27 protein-coding genes and 1 pseudogene are annotated in these 24,491 nt (G+C 56.1%); 15 read left to right on the top strand and 13 right to left on the bottom strand.

Annotated features, from left to right (window positions below; genetic code table 11):
* The first annotated feature begins 131 nt into the window (after window positions 1-131).
* Window positions 132-509 carry a multicopper oxidase domain-containing protein gene (locus tag ACGK9W_RS01085; protein WP_069184690.1) on the top strand — a complete coding sequence of 126 codons (378 nt, stop codon included), beginning with the start codon at window positions 132-134 and terminating at the stop codon, window positions 507-509.
* A 55-nt stretch (window positions 510-564) separates the two neighbouring features.
* On the opposite strand, the gene ACGK9W_RS01080 is transcribed toward ACGK9W_RS01085, so the two are convergent.
* The 6 genes from ACGK9W_RS01080 to ACGK9W_RS01055 all read right to left on the bottom strand — a co-directional run bounded on the left by ACGK9W_RS01080 (window position 565) and on the right by ACGK9W_RS01055 (window position 6,991).
* Window positions 565-879 (bottom strand): cytochrome c, encoded by a 315-nt coding sequence (locus ACGK9W_RS01080; protein ID WP_069184689.1) that lies wholly within the window; start codon window positions 877-879, stop codon window positions 565-567.
* 66 nt (window positions 880-945) lie between these two features.
* The gene (locus ACGK9W_RS01075; RefSeq protein ID WP_083231865.1) at window positions 946-2,175 is read right to left on the bottom strand and encodes a sulfite oxidase; all 1,230 of its coding nucleotides are present in this window, start codon (window positions 2,173-2,175) and stop codon (window positions 946-948) included.
* A gap of 114 nt (window positions 2,176-2,289) precedes the next feature.
* A complete protein-coding gene (locus ACGK9W_RS01070) occupies window positions 2,290-3,135 on the bottom strand; it encodes an anti-sigma factor family protein (RefSeq protein WP_405418787.1) in 846 nt (281 codons plus the stop codon).
* Window positions 3,128-3,712 (bottom strand): RNA polymerase sigma factor, encoded by a 585-nt coding sequence (locus ACGK9W_RS01065; RefSeq protein ID WP_141697240.1) that lies wholly within the window; start codon window positions 3,710-3,712, stop codon window positions 3,128-3,130. The genes ACGK9W_RS01070 and ACGK9W_RS01065 overlap by 8 nt, the downstream gene beginning before the upstream one ends.
* Window positions 3,713-3,794: 82 nt before the next feature.
* Window positions 3,795-5,252, bottom strand: coding sequence for a cytochrome D1 domain-containing protein (locus tag ACGK9W_RS01060; protein WP_205632675.1), 1,458 nt, complete (start codon window positions 5,250-5,252; stop codon window positions 3,795-3,797).
* Between the two features lie 746 nt (window positions 5,253-5,998).
* Entirely contained in the window at window positions 5,999-6,991 is a 993-nt protein-coding gene (locus ACGK9W_RS01055) for a YeiH family protein (protein ID WP_069184684.1), read from the bottom strand.
* A 745-nt stretch (window positions 6,992-7,736) separates the two neighbouring features.
* Here ACGK9W_RS01055 and ACGK9W_RS01050 point away from each other — a divergent pair.
* Window positions 7,737-7,988 (top strand): methyl-accepting chemotaxis protein, encoded by a 252-nt coding sequence (locus tag ACGK9W_RS01050; RefSeq protein WP_069184683.1) that lies wholly within the window; start codon window positions 7,737-7,739, stop codon window positions 7,986-7,988.
* 291 nt (window positions 7,989-8,279) lie between these two features.
* Here the strand turns inward: ACGK9W_RS01050 and ACGK9W_RS01045 are convergent, their stop codons facing one another.
* A complete protein-coding gene (locus ACGK9W_RS01045) occupies window positions 8,280-8,705 on the bottom strand; it encodes a MerR family DNA-binding protein (protein ID WP_008175593.1) in 426 nt (141 codons plus the stop codon).
* Window positions 8,706-8,779: 74 nt separating this feature from the next.
* Between ACGK9W_RS01045 and merT the strand changes: the two genes are divergently transcribed.
* The 5 genes from merT to merB are packed head-to-tail and all read left to right on the top strand — an operon-like array spanning window position 8,780 to window position 11,740.
* Entirely contained in the window at window positions 8,780-9,130 is a 351-nt protein-coding gene (gene merT / locus ACGK9W_RS01040) for a mercuric ion transporter MerT (RefSeq protein WP_008175596.1), read from the top strand.
* A gap of 13 nt (window positions 9,131-9,143) precedes the next feature.
* Window positions 9,144-9,440: a mercury resistance system periplasmic binding protein MerP gene (merP, locus tag ACGK9W_RS01035; RefSeq protein WP_008175598.1), complete on the top strand. Its 297-nt coding sequence runs from the start codon at window positions 9,144-9,146 to the stop codon at window positions 9,438-9,440.
* A 2-nt stretch (window positions 9,441-9,442) separates the two neighbouring features.
* Window positions 9,443-9,682, top strand: a complete 240-nt coding sequence (gene merF, locus ACGK9W_RS01030; protein ID WP_008175600.1) for a mercury resistance system transport protein MerF — start codon at window positions 9,443-9,445, stop codon at window positions 9,680-9,682.
* A gap of 5 nt (window positions 9,683-9,687) precedes the next feature.
* Window positions 9,688-11,091: a mercury(II) reductase gene (gene merA / locus ACGK9W_RS01025; protein ID WP_008175602.1), complete on the top strand. Its 1,404-nt coding sequence runs from the start codon at window positions 9,688-9,690 to the stop codon at window positions 11,089-11,091.
* A gap of 13 nt (window positions 11,092-11,104) precedes the next feature.
* Window positions 11,105-11,740, top strand: a complete 636-nt coding sequence (gene merB, locus ACGK9W_RS01020) for an organomercurial lyase MerB (protein WP_008175605.1) — start codon at window positions 11,105-11,107, stop codon at window positions 11,738-11,740.
* Window positions 11,741-12,149: 409 nt separating this feature from the next.
* On the opposite strand, the gene ACGK9W_RS01015 is transcribed toward merB, so the two are convergent.
* Both ACGK9W_RS01015 and ACGK9W_RS01010 read right to left on the bottom strand, forming a co-directional pair.
* On the bottom strand, window positions 12,150-12,845 hold the full coding sequence (locus ACGK9W_RS01015) for a hypothetical protein (RefSeq protein WP_153740613.1): 696 nt from the start codon (window positions 12,843-12,845) through the stop codon (window positions 12,150-12,152).
* 15 nt (window positions 12,846-12,860) lie between these two features.
* Window positions 12,861-13,595, bottom strand: coding sequence for a HupE/UreJ family protein (locus ACGK9W_RS01010; protein ID WP_248237236.1), 735 nt, complete (start codon window positions 13,593-13,595; stop codon window positions 12,861-12,863).
* A gap of 512 nt (window positions 13,596-14,107) precedes the next feature.
* Between ACGK9W_RS01010 and ACGK9W_RS01005 the strand changes: the two genes are divergently transcribed.
* Window positions 14,108-14,386, top strand: coding sequence for a metal-sensing transcriptional repressor (locus tag ACGK9W_RS01005; protein WP_153740610.1), 279 nt, complete (start codon window positions 14,108-14,110; stop codon window positions 14,384-14,386).
* A gap of 31 nt (window positions 14,387-14,417) precedes the next feature.
* Here the strand turns inward: ACGK9W_RS01005 and dmeF are convergent, their stop codons facing one another.
* Window positions 14,418-15,347, bottom strand: a complete 930-nt coding sequence (gene dmeF, locus ACGK9W_RS01000) for a CDF family Co(II)/Ni(II) efflux transporter DmeF (protein ID WP_153740609.1) — start codon at window positions 15,345-15,347, stop codon at window positions 14,418-14,420.
* 150 nt (window positions 15,348-15,497) lie between these two features.
* Between dmeF and ACGK9W_RS00995 the strand changes: the two are divergent.
* Window positions 15,498-16,439: pseudogene (locus ACGK9W_RS00995) on the top strand (MFS transporter); the annotation flags it as partial.
* Window positions 16,440-16,628: 189 nt separating this feature from the next.
* Here the strand turns inward: ACGK9W_RS00995 and ACGK9W_RS00990 are convergent.
* The gene (locus tag ACGK9W_RS00990) at window positions 16,629-17,954 is read right to left on the bottom strand and encodes an IS1182 family transposase (RefSeq protein ID WP_053112091.1); all 1,326 of its coding nucleotides are present in this window, start codon (window positions 17,952-17,954) and stop codon (window positions 16,629-16,631) included.
* A gap of 51 nt (window positions 17,955-18,005) precedes the next feature.
* On the opposite strand from ACGK9W_RS00990, the gene ACGK9W_RS00985 reads away from it, so the two are divergent.
* From ACGK9W_RS00985 to ACGK9W_RS00960, 6 genes are all read left to right on the top strand, one after another.
* Window positions 18,006-18,395 carry an MFS transporter gene (locus ACGK9W_RS00985; RefSeq protein WP_405421137.1) on the top strand — a complete coding sequence of 130 codons (390 nt, stop codon included), beginning with the start codon at window positions 18,006-18,008 and terminating at the stop codon, window positions 18,393-18,395.
* 561 nt (window positions 18,396-18,956) lie between these two features.
* Window positions 18,957-19,559 carry a TerB family tellurite resistance protein gene (locus ACGK9W_RS00980; RefSeq protein ID WP_405418781.1) on the top strand — a complete coding sequence of 201 codons (603 nt, stop codon included), beginning with the start codon at window positions 18,957-18,959 and terminating at the stop codon, window positions 19,557-19,559.
* A 130-nt stretch (window positions 19,560-19,689) separates the two neighbouring features.
* Window positions 19,690-21,195, top strand: a complete 1,506-nt coding sequence (gene istA, locus ACGK9W_RS00975) for an IS21 family transposase (RefSeq protein WP_082640780.1) — start codon at window positions 19,690-19,692, stop codon at window positions 21,193-21,195.
* A complete protein-coding gene (gene istB / locus ACGK9W_RS00970; RefSeq protein WP_053112996.1) occupies window positions 21,182-21,922 on the top strand; it encodes an IS21-like element helper ATPase IstB in 741 nt (246 codons plus the stop codon). The genes istA and istB overlap by 14 nt, the downstream gene beginning before the upstream one ends.
* Before the next feature lie 48 nt (window positions 21,923-21,970).
* Window positions 21,971-22,114: a hypothetical protein gene (locus ACGK9W_RS00965; protein WP_405418779.1), complete on the top strand. Its 144-nt coding sequence runs from the start codon at window positions 21,971-21,973 to the stop codon at window positions 22,112-22,114.
* On the top strand, window positions 22,107-23,039 hold the full coding sequence (locus ACGK9W_RS00960) for a hypothetical protein (protein ID WP_011785763.1): 933 nt from the start codon (window positions 22,107-22,109) through the stop codon (window positions 23,037-23,039). Before ACGK9W_RS00965 ends, ACGK9W_RS00960 begins: the two co-directional genes overlap by 8 nt.
* A gap of 147 nt (window positions 23,040-23,186) precedes the next feature.
* Here ACGK9W_RS00960 and ACGK9W_RS00955 read toward each other — a convergent pair whose 3' ends face one another.
* Both ACGK9W_RS00955 and ACGK9W_RS00950 read right to left on the bottom strand, forming a co-directional pair.
* The gene (locus ACGK9W_RS00955; protein WP_236078912.1) at window positions 23,187-23,534 is read right to left on the bottom strand and encodes a hypothetical protein; all 348 of its coding nucleotides are present in this window, start codon (window positions 23,532-23,534) and stop codon (window positions 23,187-23,189) included.
* 179 nt (window positions 23,535-23,713) lie between these two features.
* Window positions 23,714-24,283 (bottom strand): hypothetical protein, encoded by a 570-nt coding sequence (locus ACGK9W_RS00950; protein ID WP_405418777.1) that lies wholly within the window; start codon window positions 24,281-24,283, stop codon window positions 23,714-23,716.
* Window positions 24,284-24,491 lie beyond the last annotated feature (208 nt).

The following is a 24,491-nucleotide window of genomic DNA, read 5'->3' as shown; positions in this document are numbered from 1 at the left end:
GAAATGTCAAATCCCAAACTTAGGCTTTGACATGGGGTAAATATCCACACACCCTGAACGGCTGAGCAATGAACTGGCCGACCTGCCACGCCCGGACACGATCACAGCCCCCCCGATTGTTCCGGCTTGGCATGAAATTGATGCAAGGCTTTACCATCAAAGGTCGTCAGTTTGAAGGTGCGACGGTGGCCGATGGCGAAGTTGTTTTGTTGGGCGAAAGCGAGGTTTGTGAGTTCTTCAACAACACCATGATACCGAATCCCATGCATGTCCGTGGATTGCAGTTCAGGGTGCTAAGCCGACGCTACGCCGATGCACTAGCTGCCGGGCAGTTGGCGGCCGGCATCGTGGATTCAGGGCTGCACGACACCGTGCTGGTGCTGCCCGGAGAGAGGGTCCGGATTGCGCTGACCTTCACCGACTTCCCGGGACTCTATCCTTACCATTGTCACAATATGGAGCACGAGGACAATGGCATGATGCGCTATTACGAGGTGCACAAGGTCTAGGCAACTCAGCAGGGTTGGGTGAACTCCGGGACCGGCACGGCGGTCCCTCCTGCGTTTATTTCCCGGTTACGGATTCAACGTAGTGAGCAACGGCCTCGATCTGTTGCTCCGACAGCGAATCACCGAACGCTGGCATGATCCCCACGCCACTCTTTACCGCATTGCGGACCTGCTCCGCAGAGGGTTTGAGCTCGTCCAGATTGGGGCCAATTTCGCCAACCGATCCTGCATCGTTCAGTGCGTGACAGATGGTGCAGGAGGGTTGAGCCTGCTCGGTGAACACCTTCTTGCCCAGTTCGAGTTGTTCATCCGCCATCACGGTGGCAGACGCAGAGACAAGTACAGCGAATAACAGTGTACGTAGTGACATGGAAAATCCTGGTTCGGTCAAAGAAACGGGCGGCCCGGCGGGCGAACCGCCACAAGGTTCATGCATTTATGAAACGGTGACGGTCACGCCATGGTCTTTCCAACTGGTGTTGCCGTATCCGCGCTCGTTTTCCGTGCGTGTGGGCGGCTGGGTATTGCCCTCGGTGTCGGTTGCGCGGCTGACAATCCGGTGATCGCCGGCGCTCAGATCCATCGACACCACAAACGGCCGCCAGGCATAACGCCCCATGTCGGGCCCAAGGAAGCGGGCGGTCTTCCAGGTTTCGCCACCGTCGGCTGACACCTCCACCTTGCTGACAGCATTCATGCCGCCGAAGGCAACGCCGTACACCAGGTTTTTGCCCTGGCTGGCGGTGGTCAGGGGGGCGGTAACCCAGGATTTGACCGGCATCTCCCACATGGACGGCTGATCGGGTGCTCCTTTCTCGCCAATGGGACGAATGCGATAGCCGGAGGCCTGAATCTTGGCGTCCGACTGGCCCTCGGTGAACGCCACCCGATCCACGTATTTCACGTTGTTGACCCCGAAATAGCCGGGCACAACCATGCGCAAAGGGCCGCCGTGGGCCAGGGGCATGGGCTCATCATTCATGTCCCAGGCCAGCAGGGCCTGATCCAGAGCCTTCAGGGGAATGGACCGTTCCACCATAATGGTTTTCGGGTCCAGCCCGGCAGGCAGGCTCTCGCCGCCCGTGCTGGTGATGTAATTCATCCCGGGTTTCACGCCGCCCAGTTTTGCGACAACCTCCCGTAATGGCACACCGGTCCAGATCAGGCAACCGGCCGCACCTGTGCCCCACTGGGTGCCCCCCGGCCCGTGCTGATAGTAGGCCCGCCCGTTTCCTGAACACTGAAGCACCGTGGTCACAGTTTCCACGCCGATTTTTTTAAGGTCGCCAAGGGTCAGGGACTGGGGGCCATTCACGCCTTCAAAAGTCACTTTCCAGGCATCGCGGTCAGCAACGATATCGGCATTCGGGGCTGGCAGATTGTTGCGCACGTACAATTTGTCACTGTCAGTGACCACACCACTGCCAATCGCTCCCCGTTCGGTTTCGATGGTGTTGGCACTGTGAACGATGACGTCATTGGCGTTTTTCCAGCGAACGTAGTCCGGCAGCGTTTTGGGCTCTGCGGCTTTGGCCAGCGGGCTGAGCCCCAGCAGACTGACGGACGCCATGGCACCGGCGGAGCCCAATAAAAGGCGCCGACGGCTCATTTGGATTGACTCTGCCGGAGACTGGGAGGCAATGGCGGGCGAATCATTGATCGACATGGTATTTCCCTCATTGTTGATCACTCCGGACTGGTTCCGGTTTTGTTGTTGGGCTGATTGCGAATGCATGAGTTAAGTGTAGGGATTGATTAGAAAATAACCACCGAGGTCGGTTCAGGAAGCACTCATCGCTGACTTGTCGATGGGTGGCACATTGCCCGATGGCGCCACAACCAGTAAGCCCGATGCCCGCATCGGCAACCCAATAACTTCCAGCTCGTTGTCACGGGTTCGAAAATCACCGGCACGGGCCACGGCCTGTCGCACGTCCGGATTCCGGAAAAACACGCGCTCCGATATTTGGTACTGAACGATCAGGCTGTTGCCCAGCCGCACGGCGTAGGCCTCGGCGGGCTCGCCACCTACTCTGGTTGTCCAACGGGCCAGAACGCGGCCATTGGCCCACTGCATGGGCGGCGACAGGTCGGCGTCGTCAGACGGCGTGCGCAGATCGTTGCCCACCACCCGCTGATAATCGGCCAGCACGTCGATGACCATGGGAATCTGACTGGCCACCGCCATCTGATTGGGATCTTCGGGCGTCAGGCTGGGTACCAGAAGCATCGCCGCCAGCACCATGGCCACCGCCCAGCCGCCGCCTCCGATGACAGCCGATGGGCTCAGGCGGGTCAACCAGTGTTTCAGGCCTTCCAGAGGCTTCTGACCGACCGGGCGCCTGTCGCTGGTCTGGACGCTGGCAAGGGTATCGTCGAGGCGCTTGGCAAATGCGGGGGACAATCTGGGCGCGGGTATCTCTTGTAGTCGTTCAGAAAGCATCCGCTGGCGTTCGGCATCGTGTCGGCAGGCCTCACAGCCAGCAAGGTGAGCTTCAACCAGAGTGATGTGATGCTCATCCAGCTCGCCATCGGCATAGCCCGCCAGCCAGTCCTGAATCTGGTGGTGCAGGTCAGACCACTGATGGGATTCCGAAGAGGGGGTGATAGAGGGCTTATCACTCATGGGGGGTCACCCTTGTGTGCGTGTTGTCACTGGCAGCCGGATTGTCGGATGCCACCTTGATCAATCGCTCGGCCAGCAGGCGACGGCCTCGTGACAGGCGGCTCATCACCGTGCCTGGCGCCAGGTCCAGAATCTGCGCAATGTCCTGATAGCTCAGATCTTCAAAGTCCCTCAACAGAACCACCTGCCGGAAGTTGTCCGGCAGGTCGCGAACGGCGGCCATCACCTGCGCATCGGTCTGATGTTTCAGTGCCTGCTCGAACGGGCCGGGAGCGGCGCAGGGGTGTTCGCTCAGCACGGCGTCTTCGGTTGTGAGTACCGGGGCCAGTTGCCGCCGCCGATTGTCCCGGCGGTAGCCATCGGCAACCACACGGTTGAGAATTCTGAGCAGCCAGGCATAGATTGCTACCTGGTCGTCCAACTGGCCAAAATCCCGCCAGGCCCGAAGCAGGGTTTCCTGAGTATAGTCTTCCGCTATTTCAGTCGAGGCGGACTGGCGTTGCGCAACACCGTACAGCCGGTAACGCCAGGGGCGTACTAGGGTGTCAAACTGCTGCTTGCTTCCGGTGCTGCGCATTTTGTGTGCCCGTTTGGAATCGGTGGACTTGTTAACCAAAGACGTCGCCTGTGTTCAGTTTATTCCCTGTCGCCACATTTTTTTACGGGTTGCCGGGAACCGCAATCCAGAACGGGAACTTGCCGTCCACGGGTTGCCGGCGAACGACCTTCAAGGATTGGCTGTCAATCACGGCAATCTGGTTATCCGCCGTGACAGAGGCGTATATGAACCGGCCGTCACGGCTGGCGCGAACGCCATGGGGGCCGACGCCCACATCGACGTTCTTGACAATTTCCAGGCTTTCGGGGTCGATCAGGGTCACGGCGGACGCGGAAATCGCCCCGGTCGCGATGTATTTCCCGCCGGGCACCACGTCGATGCCGCCATGCCCACTGCCCACCTTGAAGGTTTTCAGCATGGTTTCACTGGCCAGGTCCATCACGCCCACGTTGCCCGTAAAGTCGCGCAGCCACAGCCGTTGGCCGTTGGCGCTGATGTCAACGTTGTGAGGCGTCTCAAGCCCCGGCGTCGGAATCTGATGCTGTTTTTCCAGGGTTTGCATGTTCACGACTGCCAGAGCGCCTTCGCCCTGCAAAGTGACGTAGGCAAATTTGCCGTCGGCGCTGTAGATGAGATTGTGGGGTACCTTGCCCACCGGAATTTTCTTCACCAGTTCGAGGGTGTTCATGTCGATCACTGCAACGTCGCCCTGGGTCGGCGCAACCGCAAGGCCATAGCGGCCATCCGGTGAGATCTTGACGCCCTGGGCCACCTCGCCTATCGCCACACTGGCCATGACGTCGCCATTGGCCGTATCCAGAACATAGACATTACCGGTTTTAAAACCAGACACCATCAGGCGAGAGCCATCCGGGCTCAGAGCATCGTAGTGCGCCCCTGCCACGCCAGGCCAGGCCTGTTTTGACGGTAAGGCTCTTACAATACCGCTGTTCTGGACGGCCACATAAAGCGGATCGCGGATGGCGTTCTCCAGGCTCAGCTCTGGGGCCGACCGGGCGGTTGGACCTTCCCGGGATGGCGCTACTGACTGACCCAGCACCGCCTGTCGCAACTGGTACACGTCCTTGCCGGACAGGTTCTGGCCCGCAATCGCCTTGATCTCCTCAGCGGTGTAGGGCTGAAACTCTCCCGCAAGACGCTGCTCGTTACCAAAGGCTGTCAACACGTAGTTCAGCACATCCGCGATCTGCTGGTTCGTGAGGGCACCGCCCCAGGCGGGCATGTTGCCGTTGTACGCCGTGCCCCCCACTTCGATGGACCCCGTCAAACCGTATTGCAGCACGTGGCCAAGATACTGGCGGCCACCAATGCCGTCGGTGGCGTTGTACAGTTCAGCGGTGTGGTTTTTCTGGGGCGGAAACGAGCCCGGTATGCCCTGGCCCTGTGCCTGATGGCAGGCCGCACACTGCTGGCTGTAAACCTTGGCCCCGCGCTCGAAGCGGGTGGATTCAGCCGCATTGGCAGACAAGCTGATACCGATTGCCGTTCCGGCAACAGCGATGAAGGATAGAACGTATTGGCCGATGGTTGGATGCATGCTGAAAGCCCCGAACGCTGAATGAAAGCCGACCGCCTCCATGCTGTGGCAACGCGATGCCAAGATCGAGCCGGTCGGATAAGAACTCAGGGGCCAAGGGCGTTGCCGGGCCGGAATTTATTCCCGACGTAGGTTTGGAACCTGTTCAGATCATGGGCCCCTGCAGACCGTTACGGGCAAGATGCAGTGCGATGGCAGCCATCATGGCACCGAACCAAATCACGGACGCAGTGCTGGCACCTGCAAAAAAGCCACCAGGCTGCCACGAATCACATTGAAAAAGGCTACAACGGCCAACCCCGACGGGCCAGAAACTGTTGAATCATTTACATTAGGTTCAGTCAGGAAGATGTGCTGATGGATCTGGTGATTGAGGATCAGGACGTGGGCCTTCGCCGGAGTTTCGGGACCACTTCTTCGCAGACGGTATCAGCCTGGACTCGCTGAGCCGCGCACCCGCCATCGTTTACGGCCCAAACGACCAGTTACAGCATCGGTTCATGGACAGCTTTGGGTATCACGGCGGTTTTCGCTATCACCTGTGCCCGTCCTCGCAGGGATTTGTCCAGTTTGCACTGGCCGGAGTGGGTTACGGCATGATTGCAGAAAATCAGGCCCTGAGTGTTCCGCTGTATTGGCATTTCTGGCGACACAGCGGCCACACCATTCAGTTTCTGACAACCCGGCTTGAGCGATTTTTTAACAGAGCGTCGTAATACCCACCCCGGGCGATTGCGTCCAGCATTTCAGGCCAGTGCAATCATCGGAGTCACCGCAAGCCCGCCACCGATCAGCAGTACAAACAACATCAGTGCCAGAGCAAAAGGCTTGATCCCCAGGGCGCGAAGCTTCGACATGCGCGTTTCATAACCCAGCGCTGCCATAGCCATGGTAAGTGCGATCTGGCCCGTCAGCGTCAGGCTTTCGTGCAAGGCTTCCGGCAGCGTGACAACGCTGTTAAACAGCGCCACCGCCACAAAACCGAACGCGAACCAGGGAACGGTCAGTTTACCGACGGATTGGGTGCCATCCTGTCTGGTTGCGTGGCGATTGAGCCACCATCTGCCCACCAGCAGCAGGAACGGTACCAACAGCATCACGCGTACCAGCTTGACGACAACCGCGTTCGCCAGCGCCTCTGGGCCAATTGCATTGCCGGCCGCAACCACTTGAGCGACCTCGTGCACGGTGGCACCGATGTAAATGCCATACAGGCCCTGATCCCAGCCGATCATCGAAAACAACACGGGCTCCACCACCATGGCCAGGCTACCGAACAATACAACCGTTGCCACTGCCATGGACGTAGTGGCAGGCCGCGCCCGAATCGTGGCTTCCGTTGCCAGAATGGCCGCCGCCCCGCATATGGCGCTTCCCGCACTGGTCAGCAGGGCAGTCTCCGGGTCCAGCTTGAACCAGCGGGTGCCCAGTTGGTAGCCAACAAACAAAACAGTGACAATGACCAACAGATCCAGAACCACAATGCGCGGCCCCAACGCAAAGACCTGCTGCATGGTGACGGAAAATCCGAACAGCACAATGCCTGTGCGCAACAGCCAGCGGGTCGAAAATTTCAGTCCGGCCTCAACGGATTGGCTTTTCCATGGCATGGGAAGATTCCCGACGATGACCCCCAGCACCAGAGCAAACACCAGCGGGCTGACGCGGTCGCCTGTCAGCGCGGTGAGCAAAAAACCACCGATGGTGAATAGAACACATAACCCAAGACCTTTGTACATAACGCTTTCCTTTATTATCTAATGGAATTACGTTATGCCTTAAATTGTTATCTGTAAAATGAATAAAAAAGGAGATATAAATCGAATATGTAGATTAGTGGTGTTTAATCCGCTGCTATTGTCTCGTGCGCCTTACCTTTTAACCTGTAGTTTGATAAGCTCCGCGCCCGCTGTCGGTGGGCAATTCCGACCCGTTTTCCCGCGTTTTACTCTCGTTGTCACCGCAAGTTGTGTTCGTAACCTGCCTTTTCGTTGATAAAGAGAACCCGCTGACACCCTTCCTGTTTTGACGAGTGCACTGGAAACTCAACTATGGTTAACAAACTCAAAGCCGACTGGCTTTCCAACATCCGAGGCGATTTACTGGCCGGCATCGTGGTTGCACTGGTTCTGGAGCGCTAAACAGCAACTTCTGGGGCTGGTTCAGCCTGGACATCAGGGCCGAGTTTTTGATCGAGACTTTCTGCGGGTCTGGGACACACGTTCTGCATTGAGTAACGGTTAAGGACTTTATGTTGCGACGGTTGGCCAGCAAGCAAGAAATCGCTAGCAGCTCGTGCCGGAATCCCTGCCGCGTTTTAATCAGACCCGCGAGAGCCTCGTTCGAACTCTTGAAGTAGCGCGTTGGGCCATCAAAGTTTCAGAGGTGTATTATCCAGACGCGTTAAGTGGTTCCTTGAGGACAAACGATGTGTCTTATGATGGAGCTATAAACGTCGTTGCACTTTCCACCGAGTGTCATTGAATGGGGTGGAGTCCGATCATAGCCGAGCAGACAAACCTTCTTGTCCTTAATGCCTCCATCGAAGCACTCCGCGCTGGCGAGCAGCGCCGAGGCTTTTCCGTCATTGCCGATGAGGTTCGAACCCCGGCCCAGCGCAATCAGAGATCTACTGAAGAATTGGCATTGACTGCTGAAGCCGAGATCCATGGAGTAGTCGAGGCGACAACAAACATTGTCGACGGCATCCGCAATTCATTTAAAGGTTTTCGCTGAGATCTCAAGAACCATGCAGGAAAGTTCAAGGTCTGGAGCCGCTTTTGAATATACGTTCTGATTGACGAGAGCAAAACTTCCTCCAGCGATACCAATGATTGTTGCGTATTCGTCTATCTTTAATGTTCGCTTTTGTTTAGCTGGGTCTAGAGTAAGCCCTGGTCGCAAAGCGAACGTTTAGATTTGGCGTAGGCTCGGGGATAAGCGGCGACGTATGATGCCGACCGGATCGGCCCCCTTGCTGGTTGCCATAACCGACCCCGGCAGAGAAGTTGGCTCTCGTAGATAAGCTCACGACGTGTTTTCCTCTACGCCCTTATAAAGAGACGTAATGAGCGGGCACTTCACGTCACCCTGCTCAGTGCAACATGCCTGCACCAGCCCCTCCAGCGTTCGCTCGATACGCCGCAGACTTGAAATTTTCTCACGCACCTTGGCGAGCTTCTGTCCGCCCAGTACCCGTGCTTCATCGCAATGGGTGCCGTCTTGCAGTGTTAGCAGTCCTCCGATTTCATCCAGGCTGAAGCCCAACCATTGGGCCGTTCGAATGAACTGAAGACGCGCCAACGCCTGATCGTCGTAATGGCGGATGCTTCCATAGGGTTTGTCAGGCTCTGCCACCAGTCCCCGGCGCTGGTAATAGCGGATGGTTTCCACTCCAATATTGGCGGCCTTGGCCAGGGCGCCAATGGTCATTGAACGTGGTTTCTTGGACATAGGGGGTTGATTCCGTAGCTGACTACGGGAGTAACCTTATCTCAGTCATCCATCTCATGAAAGGAGCCAACGTAATGTCTGAGCCCAAATCCGGTCGCGGTTCGCTGATCGCAGGGGGCGTTGCCGCCGTCCTGGCATCCGCCTGCTGTCTTGGTCCCCTGGTTTTAATCGCGTTAGGAGTTTCAGGCGCCTGGATCGGCAATCTGGCCGCCCTGGAACCCTATCGGCCCTGGTTCATCGGTGCGGCACTGGTGGCCATGGTGTTTGCCTGGCGCCGGATATACCGGCCTGCACAGGATTGCCAGCCGGGCGATGTTTGCGCGGTGCCGCAAGTACGCACAACCTACAAGGTTGTTTTCTGGATTGTCGCGCTGCTCATTCTGACTGCGCTGGCGTTCCCTTATGTTTTACCCCTATTTTACTGAGAGGCATAGCACCATGAAAAAATCACTGATCGCCACAGCGTTATTCCTGTTCGTTAGCCTGCCGGCCCTGGCAGCACCACAAACCGTCACCCTGTCAGTCCCTGGCATGACCTGTTCGGCCTGCCCGATCACCGTCAAGGCCGCTCTCAACCGGGTGGAGGGCGTGACCTCTGTGGATGTTCGTTATGAAGAACGCGATGCGACGGTCACCTTCGACGACGAGAAAACGACCGTTGAGGCACTGACGCAAGCCACCACCAACGCCGGCTATCCGTCCACGCTGAAACAATCTCAGGCAAAACAGGAGTAACCATGGCAAACCCCAAAACCCTGTTGCGGGTGAGCGTCATCGGCACGGTGCTGGTCGCCCTGTGCTGCTTTACCCCAATACTGGTGGTTTTGCTGGGAACCTTAGGCCTGGCAGCCCTCACCGGCTATCTCGACTACGTGCTTTTGCCCGCACTGGTCTTTTTTATTGGCCTGACCTGCTATGCCGTCTGGCGTAAAAAGAAACACGACGCCTGCTGCGACAGCCCTTCAACCAAGGAGTAACGTTTATGAGTGACAACAACCTGCACATTGCGGTGATTGGCAGCGGTGGCAGTGCCATGGCTGCGGCCCTGAAAGCGACGGAGCGCGGTGCCCGGGTGACGCTGATTGAGCGCGGCACCATCGGCGGAACCTGCGTCAACATTGGTTGCGTACCGTCCAAAATCATGATCCGGTCGGCGCATATCGCCCACCTTCGCCGGGAAAGCCCGTTTGACGACGGACTGAGTGCCCAGGCACCGGTGGTGGATCGTTCAGCCCTTCTGGCTCAGCAACAGGCCCGGGTGGAGGAGCTGCGCGAGTCCAAGTACCAGAGCATTCTCAATGACAATGCCGCGATTACCGTCCTCAAGGGCGAGGCGCGGTTCGTGGACGAGCGCACACTGACGGTTACGCTCAACGACGGCGGCGAGCAGACGGTGCACTTCGACCGGGCCTTTATCGGCACCGGTGCCCGGCCCGCCGAACCGCCTGTTCCGGGGCTATCCGAGACGCCCTATCTCACGTCCACCAGTGCGCTGGAGCTGGATCACATTCCCGAGCGCCTCGTTGTGATTGGTGCCTCGGTGGTGGCCATCGAGCTGGCTCAGGCCTTTGCCCGCCTTGGCAGTCGGGTCACCATTCTGGCCCGCAGCCGGGTGCTGTCTCAGGAAGACCCGGCGGTGGGTGAAGCCGTGGAAGCGGCCTTCCGTCGCGAGGGCATCGAGGTGCTCAAGCAGACCCAGGCCAGTGAGATTACCCACAATGGCCGGGTGTTCACCCTCCAAACCAACGCCGGCACCCTGGAGGCGGAGCAACTGCTGGTGGCCAGTGGCCGCACACCCAATACCGAGAACCTGAACCTGGAGGCCGTCGGCGTGGCTACCGAGCGCGGCGCGATCCGGATCGACAACCACCTGCAAACGACCGCGTCCGGCATTTATGCAGCCGGGGACTGCACCGATCAACCCCAGTTCGTCTACGTGGCTGCCGCCGGTGGTAGTCGGGCCGCCATTAACATGACCGGCGGTGACGCCAGCCTCGACCTCAGCGCCATGCCCGAGGTGATCTTTACCGATCCACAAGTGGCCACCGTCGGTCTGTCCGAGGCGGAGGCCCAGGCTCAGGGATACGACACCGACAGCCGCACCCTGACCCTCGATAACGTGCCCCGGGCCCTGGTTAACTTCGATACCGGGGGCTTCATCAAGATGGTCGCTGAGCGTGGCAGCGGACGATTGCTGGGTGTCCAGTCCGTCGCGGGCGAAGCCGGTGAGCTGATCCAGACGGCCGTCATGGCGCTGCGTGCGCGTATGACCGTGAACGACATTGCCGATGAGCTGTTCCCGTACCTGACCATGGTGGAGGGGCTCAAGCTCTGTGCCCAAACCTTCACCAAGGACGTGAAGCAATTGTCGTGCTGTGCGGGATAAGACGGTGCCGCCAATGTATAACATGGATGAGATCGTGGAACGGCTGGGTCTGACCGGCGAAAGGGAAGCCGCGCTTCATGTGACGCTGTTGCGCGAGCTTGCCCTGGGACAACCGGTCACTGTTGAGCGGCTCGCGAAGTCGCTCAACTGGACGACTGATGAGGCAGAGTTGGTGCTGGAAAAACTGCCCTGCGGGACCATCGAGTACGACGGCCAGGGACGGCTGATCGGCTCCGGCATCACACTGCGAGAAACCCCGCATGCATTTGTCATCAACGATCGGCCCCTTTACACCTGGTGTGCACTGGATGCCTTGATGTTTCCAACCGTTATTGGCGAACGGGCGCAGGTGCAATCGCGTTGCCCGCAGACGAACAACCCGATCAACATGACGATTACGCCACAGAGAGTGGTTTCGCTTGAGCCGGAGGACGCGGTCGTCTCTTTAGTGTCGGTGGCCGCATCGGGAGACATTCGAAGTGCGTTTTGTTGCGATGTCCTTTTCTTTGCCTCTCGACAGGCCGGGGAGGCCTGGGGGCGAGATAAACCAAGCGCGCAGCTGGTGACTGTGCAGGAAGGTTTCGAACTGGGACAGCGGATTGCGCACCTTATGCTCGACAGAGCAAGGCGTTACCAACATGACCTTTAATACCTGAATGTTCGATACCAATCTTGAACGTAGGTCAGCACCCAGGAGCTAGGCCATGTCATTTCCAAAGCGTTCCGTCGCTGCACCCTGTCTGTGCATCAAATCAGGAATTATCTGGACATGCGATTGGTGTATTCCTGTGGTGCCTCACCCGAACAACCGGACATGCACCCATTACACTGGCGATCGACGTGCATCGAATGTTCGCTTCTGTTTAGGTGCTTCTGGTCGCAAAGCGAACATTCAGACGCACCTTATTGCGACCACATTCCTAGCCTCCCACGGCGCTCGGTACAAGCTTGGAAGTTAACCCTGCGGATGAGTCCCCAAGCACCATTTAGCTGCTGAAAAGACATCCAGCCCCGTGAGCACGCGGGGCTGGATGTTGCTACGTTTATCTAATGGTTAATCACAACATTTTCTTCAACTGACCGTAGTCTCCTCCAGTACGCAGTACCAGAGTGATGTCGTTGTCGTTCCGATTTCTGAAGAACCAGCCGTGATTGCCGGTAAAGGCTGCTTCCAACTCGCCCTCGTCTTCAGGCACGCCCCGGCCTTTTTCGTAGGAAATTGACTGACCACTTCCATCACCATGGGTATCGAAGTTGATCGGGCCACCCTCTGATACCCAGGAGAATCGGGCTGTAGCGCCTTCCTCCATAGTAAGTTTGAACTCTGTGCCTTCTCCCGGTGTGAGAACCACGCGCACTTCATCCTGCCACTGCGGTTCCACAACTTCTGGTGCAGGCGCAGGTTCTGGCTCGGCAGGTGCAACCTCTGCTTCAGGTGAGGGAGCTGGCTCCTCAACGGCTTCAGCCACGACAGGCTCTTTGACTTCCGGGGCCTCTCGCTCAGTTGAGGATTGAACAGCAACCATCTGAGCAGCCTCGTCAGCAGCAGCCTCTTCGGCGAGCTGCTCCTTGATTTCGCCCATTTCAGTCAGGCCCAAAAGGCGACCTGCGCCGGTTGGGTCCAGGGCATACTCGGCGGGCATGACCACGGTTACAAGCAGAACCAACGCCACAATTGCCGCAATGATGGTTGATCGAACCAGCTTGGCAGTGCTGGGCAGTTCTTCACGGTTGGGAATATCGGTGTTGTACATAAAAAATCTCCAGAATCAGGCGACGAAGTAACCGGTGAGCTGATAGGCAAAGAGCAGAAAACCTGCACTCATCATGGCCACGTTGGCGGTGTAGGCATGGCGGAAAAATCCGTCGGTTTTTCGCCAGAAGCTGATGACAATCAGGATCATGGCCAGGGCGATCAATTGTCCGATTTCCACGCCCACATTGAAGGCGAGGAGGTTCGGAATCAGGCCGTCCTGTGAGATGTCGTATTCGATGATCTTGGTGGACAGACCAAAGCCATGGAAGAACCCGAAAATCAACGTGGCGGCTTTGGTGTTGGGCTGGAAACCAAACCACCGCTGATAGGCACCGATGTTGTCCAGTGCCTTGTAGACGATGGACAGACCGATAATCGCATCAATGATGTAACTATTGATGCCCACGTTGAAGTAAACCCCCAGCAGCATCGTGGTGGAATGCCCCAAGGCAAACAGGCTCACGTAGATCGCGATGTGCTTCATCTGGTAGAGGAAGAAAATGACACCCAGCAGGAACAGCAGGTGGTCATATCCGGTGACCATGTGTTTGGCCCCCAGATAGATGAACGAAATAAGGTTTATCCCGGTAATTTCCTGGATGTACCCCTTGTCGCCCTGGGCGACGGCATGAGCGAGTACATCGGTACTCAGACCCAGCAAGCCCAAAGTTAGAAATATCCAGAGTAGACGATTGCCTGTGCCCGTTGAGGACACACCACGGCATCGGCCAGGCAAGCTTGACAACATAAAGACTCCAATCGAATTTGTTTTCTCGGGCCGCGTAAGCGGCAAGAATCAAGTGGAAAGGGAGGCTTTTGGAGGGCGTTCAAGCCGATAACGCAAACTGCGGGGAGAACCTCCGGCAAAGGGTACGGGCTGCCGGAGAACGGTCAGGCTTTGGGAAACAAACGGAACCCTGAGGTGGTCCACGGTCTCGTGGGTATGATTGCCAGCATCATGATGCATTGATGATGTCTCTGGCTCTTTGTCAAAATCGTGGGTGTGTCCATGCGCACCATGATTGGCTGGATGGCCGTCAGACTGCGATTCCCACTCGCCTGCCAAGTTGGCCACACCGTGAGAGAATGACTCGCCAATCACCGACAGTGACAGGCCCGCCAATGCCAAGAGCATGACGAGCGTCGGAAGCAGTTTTCTCTGGTGAATGGCCGAAATCATCAATCTAATGCGTCGAGTCTGTGGTTGGATTTCAACGAAAACAGAGGATACCATCCCCCCATGGGGGATAGGAATTAAACATGGTAAATGATCACACGCATCAATCTCACCCGAACATTATCAAACGTCTTAAGCGGGCTAACGGCCATCTGGAAAGCGTGATTGGCATGATTGATCAGGGAAAACCCTGCCTGGAACTGGCCCAGCAACTTCACGCCGTGGAAAAGGCCATTCAACAGGCCAAACGCGTGCTAGTACAGGACCACATTGAGCATTGCCTCGACGATGCTATCGGGCCGCTGGAGCCAGACCAGCAGCGGCGTGTCGATGAATTCAAGGCAATTGCCCGGTATCTCTGACCTGATTGCTTTTCAACCTGCGCTCTCCCCGTTAATCACACCGGAGAGGCTCCACCGTCACGTGAACCAGGGACTGGCAGTGTGCCTGAATGCGCTCCTTATAGACTGTAGGCGACTCGGGCTGATGCGAGACCACTGAGACAATAGCCGCATGAATGTTTGGGCCTATCGCCCACACATGCAGATCACTGACTTTGGCATCGTCGTCTTCGACGGCCTGTTTAACAGCTTCCTCCATGTCCTGATGTTGCTCGTCGAGGAGGACCTTTGAGGTGTCTTTCAGCAGATGCCAGGACCAACGGGTTACCAGAATCGCACCGATAATCCCCATCATCGGGTCCATCCAGTTCCACCCGGCATATTTACCCGCCAGAAGAGCAACAATAGCAAGGACTGACGTCAGCGCATCCGCAAGTACATGCAGGTAAGCGGCCCGGCGGTTGTGGTCATGGTGATGATGGTGGTGACCGTGATCATGGCCGTGACTGTGACCATGATCATGGCCTGCATCCCCCAGTATCCAAGCTGACACCCCGTTGACCACCAGGCCAATTATGGCCACAAAAATAGCCCCATCGAAAGAAATGGCGACGGGCTGGATAAAACGCCCCACGCTCTCGATGACCATGTAGAGCGCAAAGGCAGCCAGCAGGATTGCACCGGTAAAGCCACCCAGCGCGTTGACCTTTCCTGTTCCGAAAGAGAAACGGTCGTTGCCCGCGTTTTTCCTGGCATACGCGTAGGCGAAGGCCGCAATGCCCAGAGCCACTGCGTGGGACCCCATATGCAGGCCATCGGCCAGCAACGCCATGGAGCCATAAACGATTCCGGCCAGAATTTCCCAGACCATCATCGCCAGTGTCAGGCCCACCACGATGAGTGTGCGGGTTTCGCCAGAGCGCTTCTGATCCTGACCAAACACGTGATTATGTTGCCAATGGTCGAGTCGTTCATGGTGCATAACAGTGTTCCCGGCAAGACTGATGGTTGGTAGACCTGTAGGCAAAATCTCACTTTTGACCTATCCCCCCTGGGGGGATAGCATGGAATGCTACTGGAGTCAGATTTCTACCACAACCTTTCTGCTTCTTATGCTGTCACTGGTGAAGCCATGCTTGAGATTCTGAAGCACCGAACCTATCGCCATTTGTTTCTGGCCCAGGTCGTTGCATTGCTGGGTACGGGGCTGGCTACGGTGGCCTTGAGTCTGCTGGCATTCGATCTGGCCGGAGACGAGGCGGGACAGGTGCTCGGCACCGCCATGGCTATCAAGATGGTCGCTTATGTCTTGCTAGCCCCCCTGGCATCAGCTCTGGCGGAGAACATACCCCGTCGTGCTCTGCTGGTCTCTCTGGATGTGATTCGAGCGGCGACGGCGCTGGCTTTGCCTTTCGTCACCGAAGTGTGGGAAGTGTACGTGCTAATCGCGGTCCTTCAGTCCGCCTCGGCGGCCTTTACACCAACCTTCCAGTCTACGATTCCGGAGACTCTTCCAAATGAAGACGATTACACCAAGGCGCTGTCGCTTTCCCGATTGGCTTACGATCTGGAAAACCTCATCAGCCCTGCGCTCGCGGCGTTGATTCTGCTTGCCACCAGCTGGCAGGCATTGTTCTCGGGCACGGTAATCGGTTTTATCGCATCAGCCTTGCTGGTGGTGTCCGTTGCTTTGCCCTCCGGGGCCAAATCAGAAAAACGTCGCGGCGTTTATGATCGCGCACGGGCCGGATTCAGAATTTTCATGGCAACTCCTCGCCTGCGCGGGGTGATGTCACTGAACCTAGTTGTCAGTCTTGCGGGAGCCATGGTGATCGTGAATACGGTTGTCCTGGTGCAGGGACAATTCGGCCTTACCGACCAGCATACGGCTATGGCTTTTGCCGCGTTTGGTGGCGGTTCCATGTTGGCGGCATTGGCGTTGCCAGCTTTATTGAAACGCTGGCAGGACCGGCAAGTCATGCTCACAGGAGGTGGGATTCTGGTTGCCGGGTTGGTTCTTGCGCTGCCGGTAGGCTCTCTGGAATGGCTGTTACCCGTTTGGGCATGGCTAGGGGTCTGCGCGGCAGAAGTATTTTGAGCAAGTGACCCCGCCGCGTCGAATCACAGTTCGGCCCGAGAACGTATCCACAATATCCAGCCGAATAGAGTCTCGATTCTCTCTATTCAGTCAGTCAAGACGGTTATCAGCGAATGCGTTATCGTAGTCCGATCACTCAGTACGCCCAAGGATCCCTCGGACCCTCTATTTCAGCCTCATCAGTGAACTCATCCGCCTGAGATTAAGCGACAGACAGACCAGATCCCATTCACCCTGCACGGCGTGAAGGCCCCGCAGACTGAACTGTCGGAAGCCCAGAACATGCTTGATCCAGCCGTTGACCGCCTCAACCAGATGCTTGCGCTGAGCGTAAACCGATCGCCCGGTTGCCGTGGCCAGCTTCCCGGCCATCCGGGCGCTGGCCGGATAACGGCTCGCGTCTATCTCTGAACTCTTCTTGCCCTCCCGGCGCAGCGAGACATAGCCGTCGATGCTTTTGTCTTCCAGGGTCTGTAGATCTTCTTCTTTACGGTAACCCGCGTCAGCCAGACACTGATCCGGATAGGTTTCCAGAGTGTCTTTTGCCTGATCCAGCAGTGGTATCAGACAGCCATTGTCACTGGGATTATTGCCCAGGTGGTTGGCGACAATCAGCTGGAATTCACCATCCACGGCCAACTGGCCGTTGTAGCATTGCTGGAACCCGTCCGCCGTTTTCATAATCCGGCTTTGCGGATCGGTAAAATTGCTCTGATCCTTGTCATCCGGAACCCCATAATCCCGCTTGAAGTTCGGGCCCCCGCGAGGTGAGCGCCGATCATCGTCCGGGGACCGACCCCGGGCCTTGTCCCGCTCTTTCTGGTCTGCTTCCAATTTCTCTTTGGCGGCACGAATCTTGTCCAGCCGCGCCTGCCGGTACTGAAGCTCTTCAGGCAGTTCATCACCCCGGTTATCCGGGCCGAACTGTCGGTCTTCCGACTGGTCTGTCTGACGCGCCTGACGACAAAGTGCATCGATCTCTTTCGATAAACGATCGTCTTCCTCGCCCATGCGGCCATAGCTCATGGCCTTGTGCTTGCTGGCATTAGCCCGAACCTTGGTGCCATCAATCGCCAGTGTTCCCAGCGTGATCAGCTCCGCTTCCCGGGCAATCCGGACCACCTGAATAAACACGGCCTTGAAGGCAACCAAATGGTGTTTGCGGAAATCACAGATCGTGCGATGCCTGGGGAAGTTGCCTGCCGCCAGAACCCGGAAGGCCACGTCTTCTTCCAGCTTCCGGGCGATCTTGCGTGAAGAGAAAACGCCGGTGGCGTAGGCGTAGATCAGAACCTTCAGCATCATTCGTGGATCGAAGGGCGAGTTGCGTCGGCCGTTGCCTTCGTAGCGGGCATAAAACGCGCTTAAATCCAGCTCCTCGACGACATCACTGACAAAATAGGCCAGATGCCCCTCAGGCAGCCACTCGTTCAGGCTCGGGGGAAGAAGCAGTTCCTGGCCAGGCGAATACGGGCGGAAAGTGGTTCCCATCAGTCATCCTGTTGCTGAAGAATTTTGATCTATTGTGCCAGAATGTAGCTTCTGCCGCGCAGACTCCTAGGCGTTGGTTTTTCCACCGTTCAAACGCCCATAGGCAGGGTCCTTACGCGGTCGTCGCATGCTGAAGATAGGCCAGCTCTGTTCGCTGCCCAGTTCTCTTTATCGCATGCCGGATGGCTGATCGCGTATCCATTAGCTGGTTGGCTGGGCTCTTCTGCGGGAATGACCATCACTCTATTGATACTTCTGGGGTTTGCTCTCGGCGGGCTGATCCTTGCCGTGAAGTTATGGCCATCTGTTGATCCGTCAGAACGTTCGCACCACCACGACGATCTTCCAAGTGACCACCCTCATATCGCAAGTGATTTCAACTCCAGTGTCCACAGTCACAACTACGTCATTGATAGCTTGCATCCCAAATGGCCAGATTGAGTTTTGCAGTCACCGCTTAGAAAACTTCAATGGCCGCCACCTCTGGAATGGGGGGGGGGAATGCAGGGGCGTTTCTTAGGCAACTCGGGGGAATTAAATCCAGAAATTTGGGATGCTGCGAACGTTCGCTTTTGTTTAAGAGCTTGGGGAGCCCGGCTTGGTCGCAAAGCGAACATTCGGGCAAGGCGGTCAAGGCCTATGCAATGGCCTCCCTTTTTATGCTCGGGCATTTAATGTGTATCGGAGTAAGTCCACCGACAGTGGTGCGTGATCCTAGAATTCAAATCGGACCTGAAGAGAGTAAGCGAACGGAAACGCTTTAATGGACCTCCAGAAAAAACAAAAAACACGAAGCAACATTTCCTCGCAAGATCATCAATGTTGATGAGGAATTGATCGGGCAGCGGTAGAGAGGCGAACATTACCATTCCCGGTCAACCCTACCGTCAAAGCACCTTTTGAAATTATCTCGAGTCGAAAAATTAGCGATACGTGCCATACTCGAAAAGACCGCGACAAACTAATGGCAGTAGTTTTCATTAGGGGCATAAGGGAATACTTGTGACGGATCACGCTTTTACGGAATTCGAACAACTGATTCTTAACAGCAAGAATCAACTCGGCACATCAATTCTATTGGTACTCGCCTGGATTGCATCCAGTGACGGGCATATTGATGCACAAGAGGCCAAACAACTATCTGAGATCTCTTCAGCATCTAAACATGGCATCTCGGTCCAGCCCATCATCCGTCGTGCCCAGAAACGTGACATCGAAGCATTACAGCTTGCATGCGAAATCGTCGCCTCAGACTTTGTTAACGAGAAAGCCCTCCGGTTTCTGGAAATGGCTATCGGTATGGCCATAGCGGATGGACGATTGCTACCCAGCGAAAACCACATTTTACGGTTCCTCGCCGATTTGCTTGGGGTGAGCAATAGTAGCTTGAATGAAATATTCATCAATGTGACTGGCCGCGCAATTCCCTTTCCATCCGATGTAAGCTCAGCTGAGTATTGGCGTGAACGCGACAATGGCAATAAAAGGTCGGACCATTCCACCAGCGATAAAGCCGACCACCCCAGTAAGGCAATTGCAGCCTATGCGACGCTCGGGCTTGAGCCTGGCGCTAGCAAAGAAGCCATAAAACAATCCTATTGTTAGTGGCCAATTAAAATGACCCACTACTGGCCATTTATTTTGACCCACCCCCGGGTGGCCGTCAGGCCACAGAACCAGCTACTGTCCCCCGCTTTTATCGATAGCCGGGGGCATGTCAGTGAAGGAGTGGGTTGTGATACACAAAATCAAGGCACTGCACGATAACGGCAAAGGGTTGTCGATCCGCGCCATCAGTCAGGAACTGGGGCTGTCCCGCAATACCGTCCGCAAGTATCTGCGGATGAATGAGAACGCGATTTCAGAACAGATTGAAGATCCCTCACGCACCAAGCGCCTCGATGATCACCGGGATTATCTGGTGCATTTGCTCAAGCAATTCCCCAAGCTCAGCGCCGTCAAGATTGCCCGTAAGCTTCAGGCAAAGGTCGGCGACTTACCGGCCTCAGACCGTTCCATTCGCCGTTATGTGCGAGTGCTCAAGGAGGAAGTGGCCTCGGCCCAGATGCGCTATTACGAGCCCATTCTGGAGGATGTGCCCGGTGTTCAGTGTCAGGTGGACCCCGGTGAGTTGCGCGGCGTGCTGATCGGTGGCGAAGAACGCACGCTGCATTTTGTGGTGTTCGTGCTGTCGTACTCGCGGTTGATGTACGTGGGCCTGGCCTTCCGCCCGCTGGATACCCAGACGTTTATCCAGCTCCATGACGAAGCCCTGCGGTACTTCGGTGGCCTGCCGGATGAGTGCGTTTACGATCAGACCAAGCTGGTGGTGATCAACGAACAGTACCGCGAACTGACGCTCAACCAACGGTTTCATGAGTATGCCACCACGGCTGGATTCCGGATCCATGCCTGCGAAGGCTATGACCCGGAGAGCAAGGGCAAGGTGGAAGCCGGTGTTAAGTACGTCAAGCAGGATTGCCTCTACGGTGAAGTCTTCCGGGATCAGGAACACGTGCGTCAGCACGTGCAGGACTGGGTTGAGAGCGTGGCCAATGTCCGCATCCACGGCACCACCGGCGAACCACCGCGGGAACGCTTCGAACGGGATGAGCGAGAACATCTGGAGGCCTACCTGTCACCGGCTTGCGTACAGCCTGTGGCCCGCGAGACACGGCAGGTGGACAAGACCGGCCTGATCGCCTGGAAGGCCAACAAGTACTCCGTGCCCATGGCCTGGCAGCAGGCCCGGGTGGGCGTTCTGGAGTCCGGCAGTCAACTCCATATCAGCGACCTGAACACGGGCGAAGTCATTGCCAGTCATGCGCTGTGCGCCGACAAGGGCAAGGTGATCAAGAACACCCATCACTACCGGGATCATGCCCAGCGCGTGAACAAGCTGGAAGCTGGTATCAACGCCCTGATCAGCGACGAGACCGGGCACCGGTTGTGTCAGCAGCTCAAGCGCTCCGAGCCCAAGATCTACAAGGATCAGTTGGTGGCTGCCCGTGACCTGCTCAAGCGCCATGCGCCGGTGGATCCAGAGTTGATCACAGCGCTGGCAGAACGCCCCGGCATGACGGCCACACGACTGCAAAACTACCTGGAAGCAGCCCAGGCGGCCGTTCTGCGGGAGCGACAGCCGGAATCGTTACCGGAACCCAAGCAGGCATTGGATCTGAGCGCCTACCAGCGTCTTGGCCGCTCCAGTGGCCAGGGGGTGACCCATGAGCCAGCTTGAACAGACTGTAGCCCGTTACCGCAGCCTGCGCCTGAGCGCAGCCGCCGATGAACTAATCAACCTGCTGGCCGAGGCAGAAGCCAACGAGATGTCCTATCTCAGCTTCGCGGATCGGCTTGCCGAACACGAACTGGTTCAACGGCAGGACAAGCGCATCCACCGGAATCGGAAGATGGCCGCGTTCCCCGCCGAGAAGCGCCTTGAGGGCTTCGACTACCGGCACCAGACCACCATTAATAAACGCCAGGTGAACGCCTTGCTGGACTTCCAGTTCCTCGACGAACGGAACAACCTGGTGTTCATTGGCCCGCCGGGTGTGGGCAAGACCCACCTGGCCATCGGTATTGGCCACAAGGCAGTGGAAGCTGGTTACCGGGTATTGTTCCGCAATGCCCTGGATCTGGTGGAAGAGCTGGAACTGGCCGAGATGAAGGGTGAGCTGAAAAAACGGGTCAGCGCCCTGGCCAAATACGACCTGCTGATCATTGATGAGCTGGGTTACCTGCCCATGACCCGGCAGGCCCGCTACAATCTGTTCCAGTTGATCAACAGCCTGTACGAATACCGGTCGATCATCTTGACCACCAACAAGGACTTCACCAGTTGGGGCGAGTTCTTCCACGACGACAACGTGGCGGTGCCGATCATTGACCGGGTCATCCACCATTCGCACATCTTTATGTTGGGAGGAGAAAGCTATCGACTGAAGCAAAAAGCCACAAGATAGACTATGAAAGGTGGGTCAATTTTATTGGCCAAAGGTGGGTCAAAATAAATGGCCATTGACACCTATCGGCGACTCGCGCAAATACATCACCCTGACCGGTTCACCGCACTTGGTGAAGAATCTGTCGCTGCTGCATCTCAAACCTTTGTTCGCATTCGCGAAGCGTATGAATATTTGGTGAAGTATGCGTGATCTCTATCGTCGACTCGGAATCAAGCCAACAGCATCATCAGATGAAATCCAAAAAGCGCTGAAATCGATCGGGGAAACAAAGCTTAAAGCCGATGTGACAGAAGTTTTGCTGAATGGAGGAAGGCGCAATACCTATGATCAGGTGCACTCTACCCTGTCAGACATTGGTAAACTCCGGGCGAAGCTCAGACTAAATAGCGGGGACAATTGGCGGGATTCCGGTAATGGAGATTTCAACAACCATGCCGAATCGCCATCCTCTGCCAGCCAGACGCTGGAGAATAAGCTCCGCGATCGTGCAATCAAAACCCAAAAGCAGTCCCTGACCCGCCGGCTCGGATCGGCGCTCGCCCCTTTCATAATTGCTCCGCTCGCTGTGGGTGTTTTTTTCATCCTTGTTTCGAATGACAACTCGCCCGGCACTGACAGATCCTATGCAGAGTCGGCGCAGCAAACCGGAAGCACCACCACAGCGTCCTATCAAAATAGTTCGAACACAAATAGCAGAAAATCATTCCCTGAGTTTAATGAGCCTGTTATGCCGCTGCCACAGACTGGTGCATTGGAAAGGCACACCGGGCAATTGGGGGAAGCCCCTCTTCAGATCAAAACCAGCTCCGGAGCGAACTATCTTGTTCGGCTTGAGGATATGAGTTCAGGGCAAAACGTGATGGATATTTTCGTGCGAGGCGGGACGACGGTAGAGGTCGAGGTTCCTCTTGGAACATTTGAACTGAAGTATGCTGCCGGCCAAAAGTGGTACGGCATGCCCCACCTATTTGGACCTGAAACGACCTACAGCAAAGCCGACACTGCTTTCCGATTCTTCATCGAAGGACAGCAAGTCAGAGGTTACACGGTCACTCTGTATCAGGTACAGGGAGGCAATCTGCAGACAAGTAAGATTAATCCAGGTCAGTTCTGATTGCTTCCAAAAGCACCCTCTCAAAGGCACAGCGTAGCTTTTCTCCAAGATAACTCCTGAATTCGAAAAAACCGAACTGCTAAAGCGGCGCCCGACTAGGGCGTCCGGTAGACGGTCGCAAGGCCGTGAATGTAGTGGAACAATTTGTTAGGACTTAATCAGATGATCGACAAAGTGTTCGTGCATTCGATACATAGGACAGTTGCCGGGCGTTATATCCGAAATGAAACCCTCTCTTTCGAGAAACAACACTGCTGGCTGCAAATTCGGAAGCTTATCCGTGTGGTATTGAAAACAAGGCTCTGTGAGAAAACCAATCGATGTCTTGCTGGATTTGACGAAAAAAGCCCGAGTGTCTCGGTGCTCAGGGTTGGAGAAATCCTCTTTCATCTCTTCGATGAGATCAGGAAACCGGGCTTCTACTTCCCGCCACAATCTTTCGTTCTCCTTGACCTGCTTTTTCTCGCGACGAGAGTCAGTGAATCGATCAGCCATGTAGTTCCCGGCTGCGCCAGTAGCAGTGCCAATTAAAAATCCAACTACTAGTGAGAAAAAATCCATATCGTCCTAACGCCCGCCATCACCGGTTAAGAAGCCGCAGCGAAACGGAGGTTTTGAAATCCAGTTCTTGGCTTGGTTAGACGTCTTCTGATCCTCTCGACTCACGCGCCTACTCATGGAGCACGAACCCCTTCGTGACATATCCGGAGCCAATCCCCAGCTACGCGGATTTTGAAATCAGTTGAGTTACCGTTCAGCTCTTCAATCTTTGATGGAGTGATAGGCACCGTCTTCGCTAATCTTTTTTTGTTGCTTAAGCGCTCAACAAGGTTTTGCGAATAATATTCGCGGAGAATCCATTGGTTTCTACCATCGATCTGGATTTCTTCCCATGTAAACAAGCCTTTGGATGCGGGACATGTGGTGCAAGCCTCGATGAATGTGGATGCGACGGTTGCAGCTTCTTTGCCCACGAACTCGTATTGCGGAATCGATGTTGGATTCTGTTGAAAGAAGTCTTGAATGGCTCTAACGGCATCACTTTCAATGGTGGCATGGCGCTTGGCATCCGACAGTCTTGAAAAGCTCGAAACTGCCACGAGAAATTGCGCCCACACCGTCTCTCCCCACTTTTTCTTGGCGGCCTGGGTAGCTTCAGAAAAGTCTTTTCCCGAGAGCAGAAAAATATACCCATTCACGTGGAGTGCCCAAAAGTCATCAAACCTAGAGATCCGTTCTTTCATCGTCCCTTCACTTCAAGAGGCCAGCCCAGACATTTGCGCCAAAACTTCTGACGCCTGCAATATGCGCGCCTAAGAAATGGAGCCGAAGGCGCTGTGGGATGGCCGTTACCGATCAACGCCAGCAATCAACGGCGGCCCGACAGGGGCATCCGCTGCGCGCCGTAGCGCCGGAATGGTATGGCCCCAGATGGTTATATGGAAATTGGTA

The organism is Marinobacter flavimaris (genome assembly GCF_045057155.1).
GTDB classification, from domain to species: Bacteria; Pseudomonadota; Gammaproteobacteria; order Pseudomonadales; family Oleiphilaceae; genus Marinobacter; species Marinobacter manganoxydans.
This window is presented reverse-complemented; position numbering and strand designations above follow the sequence as displayed.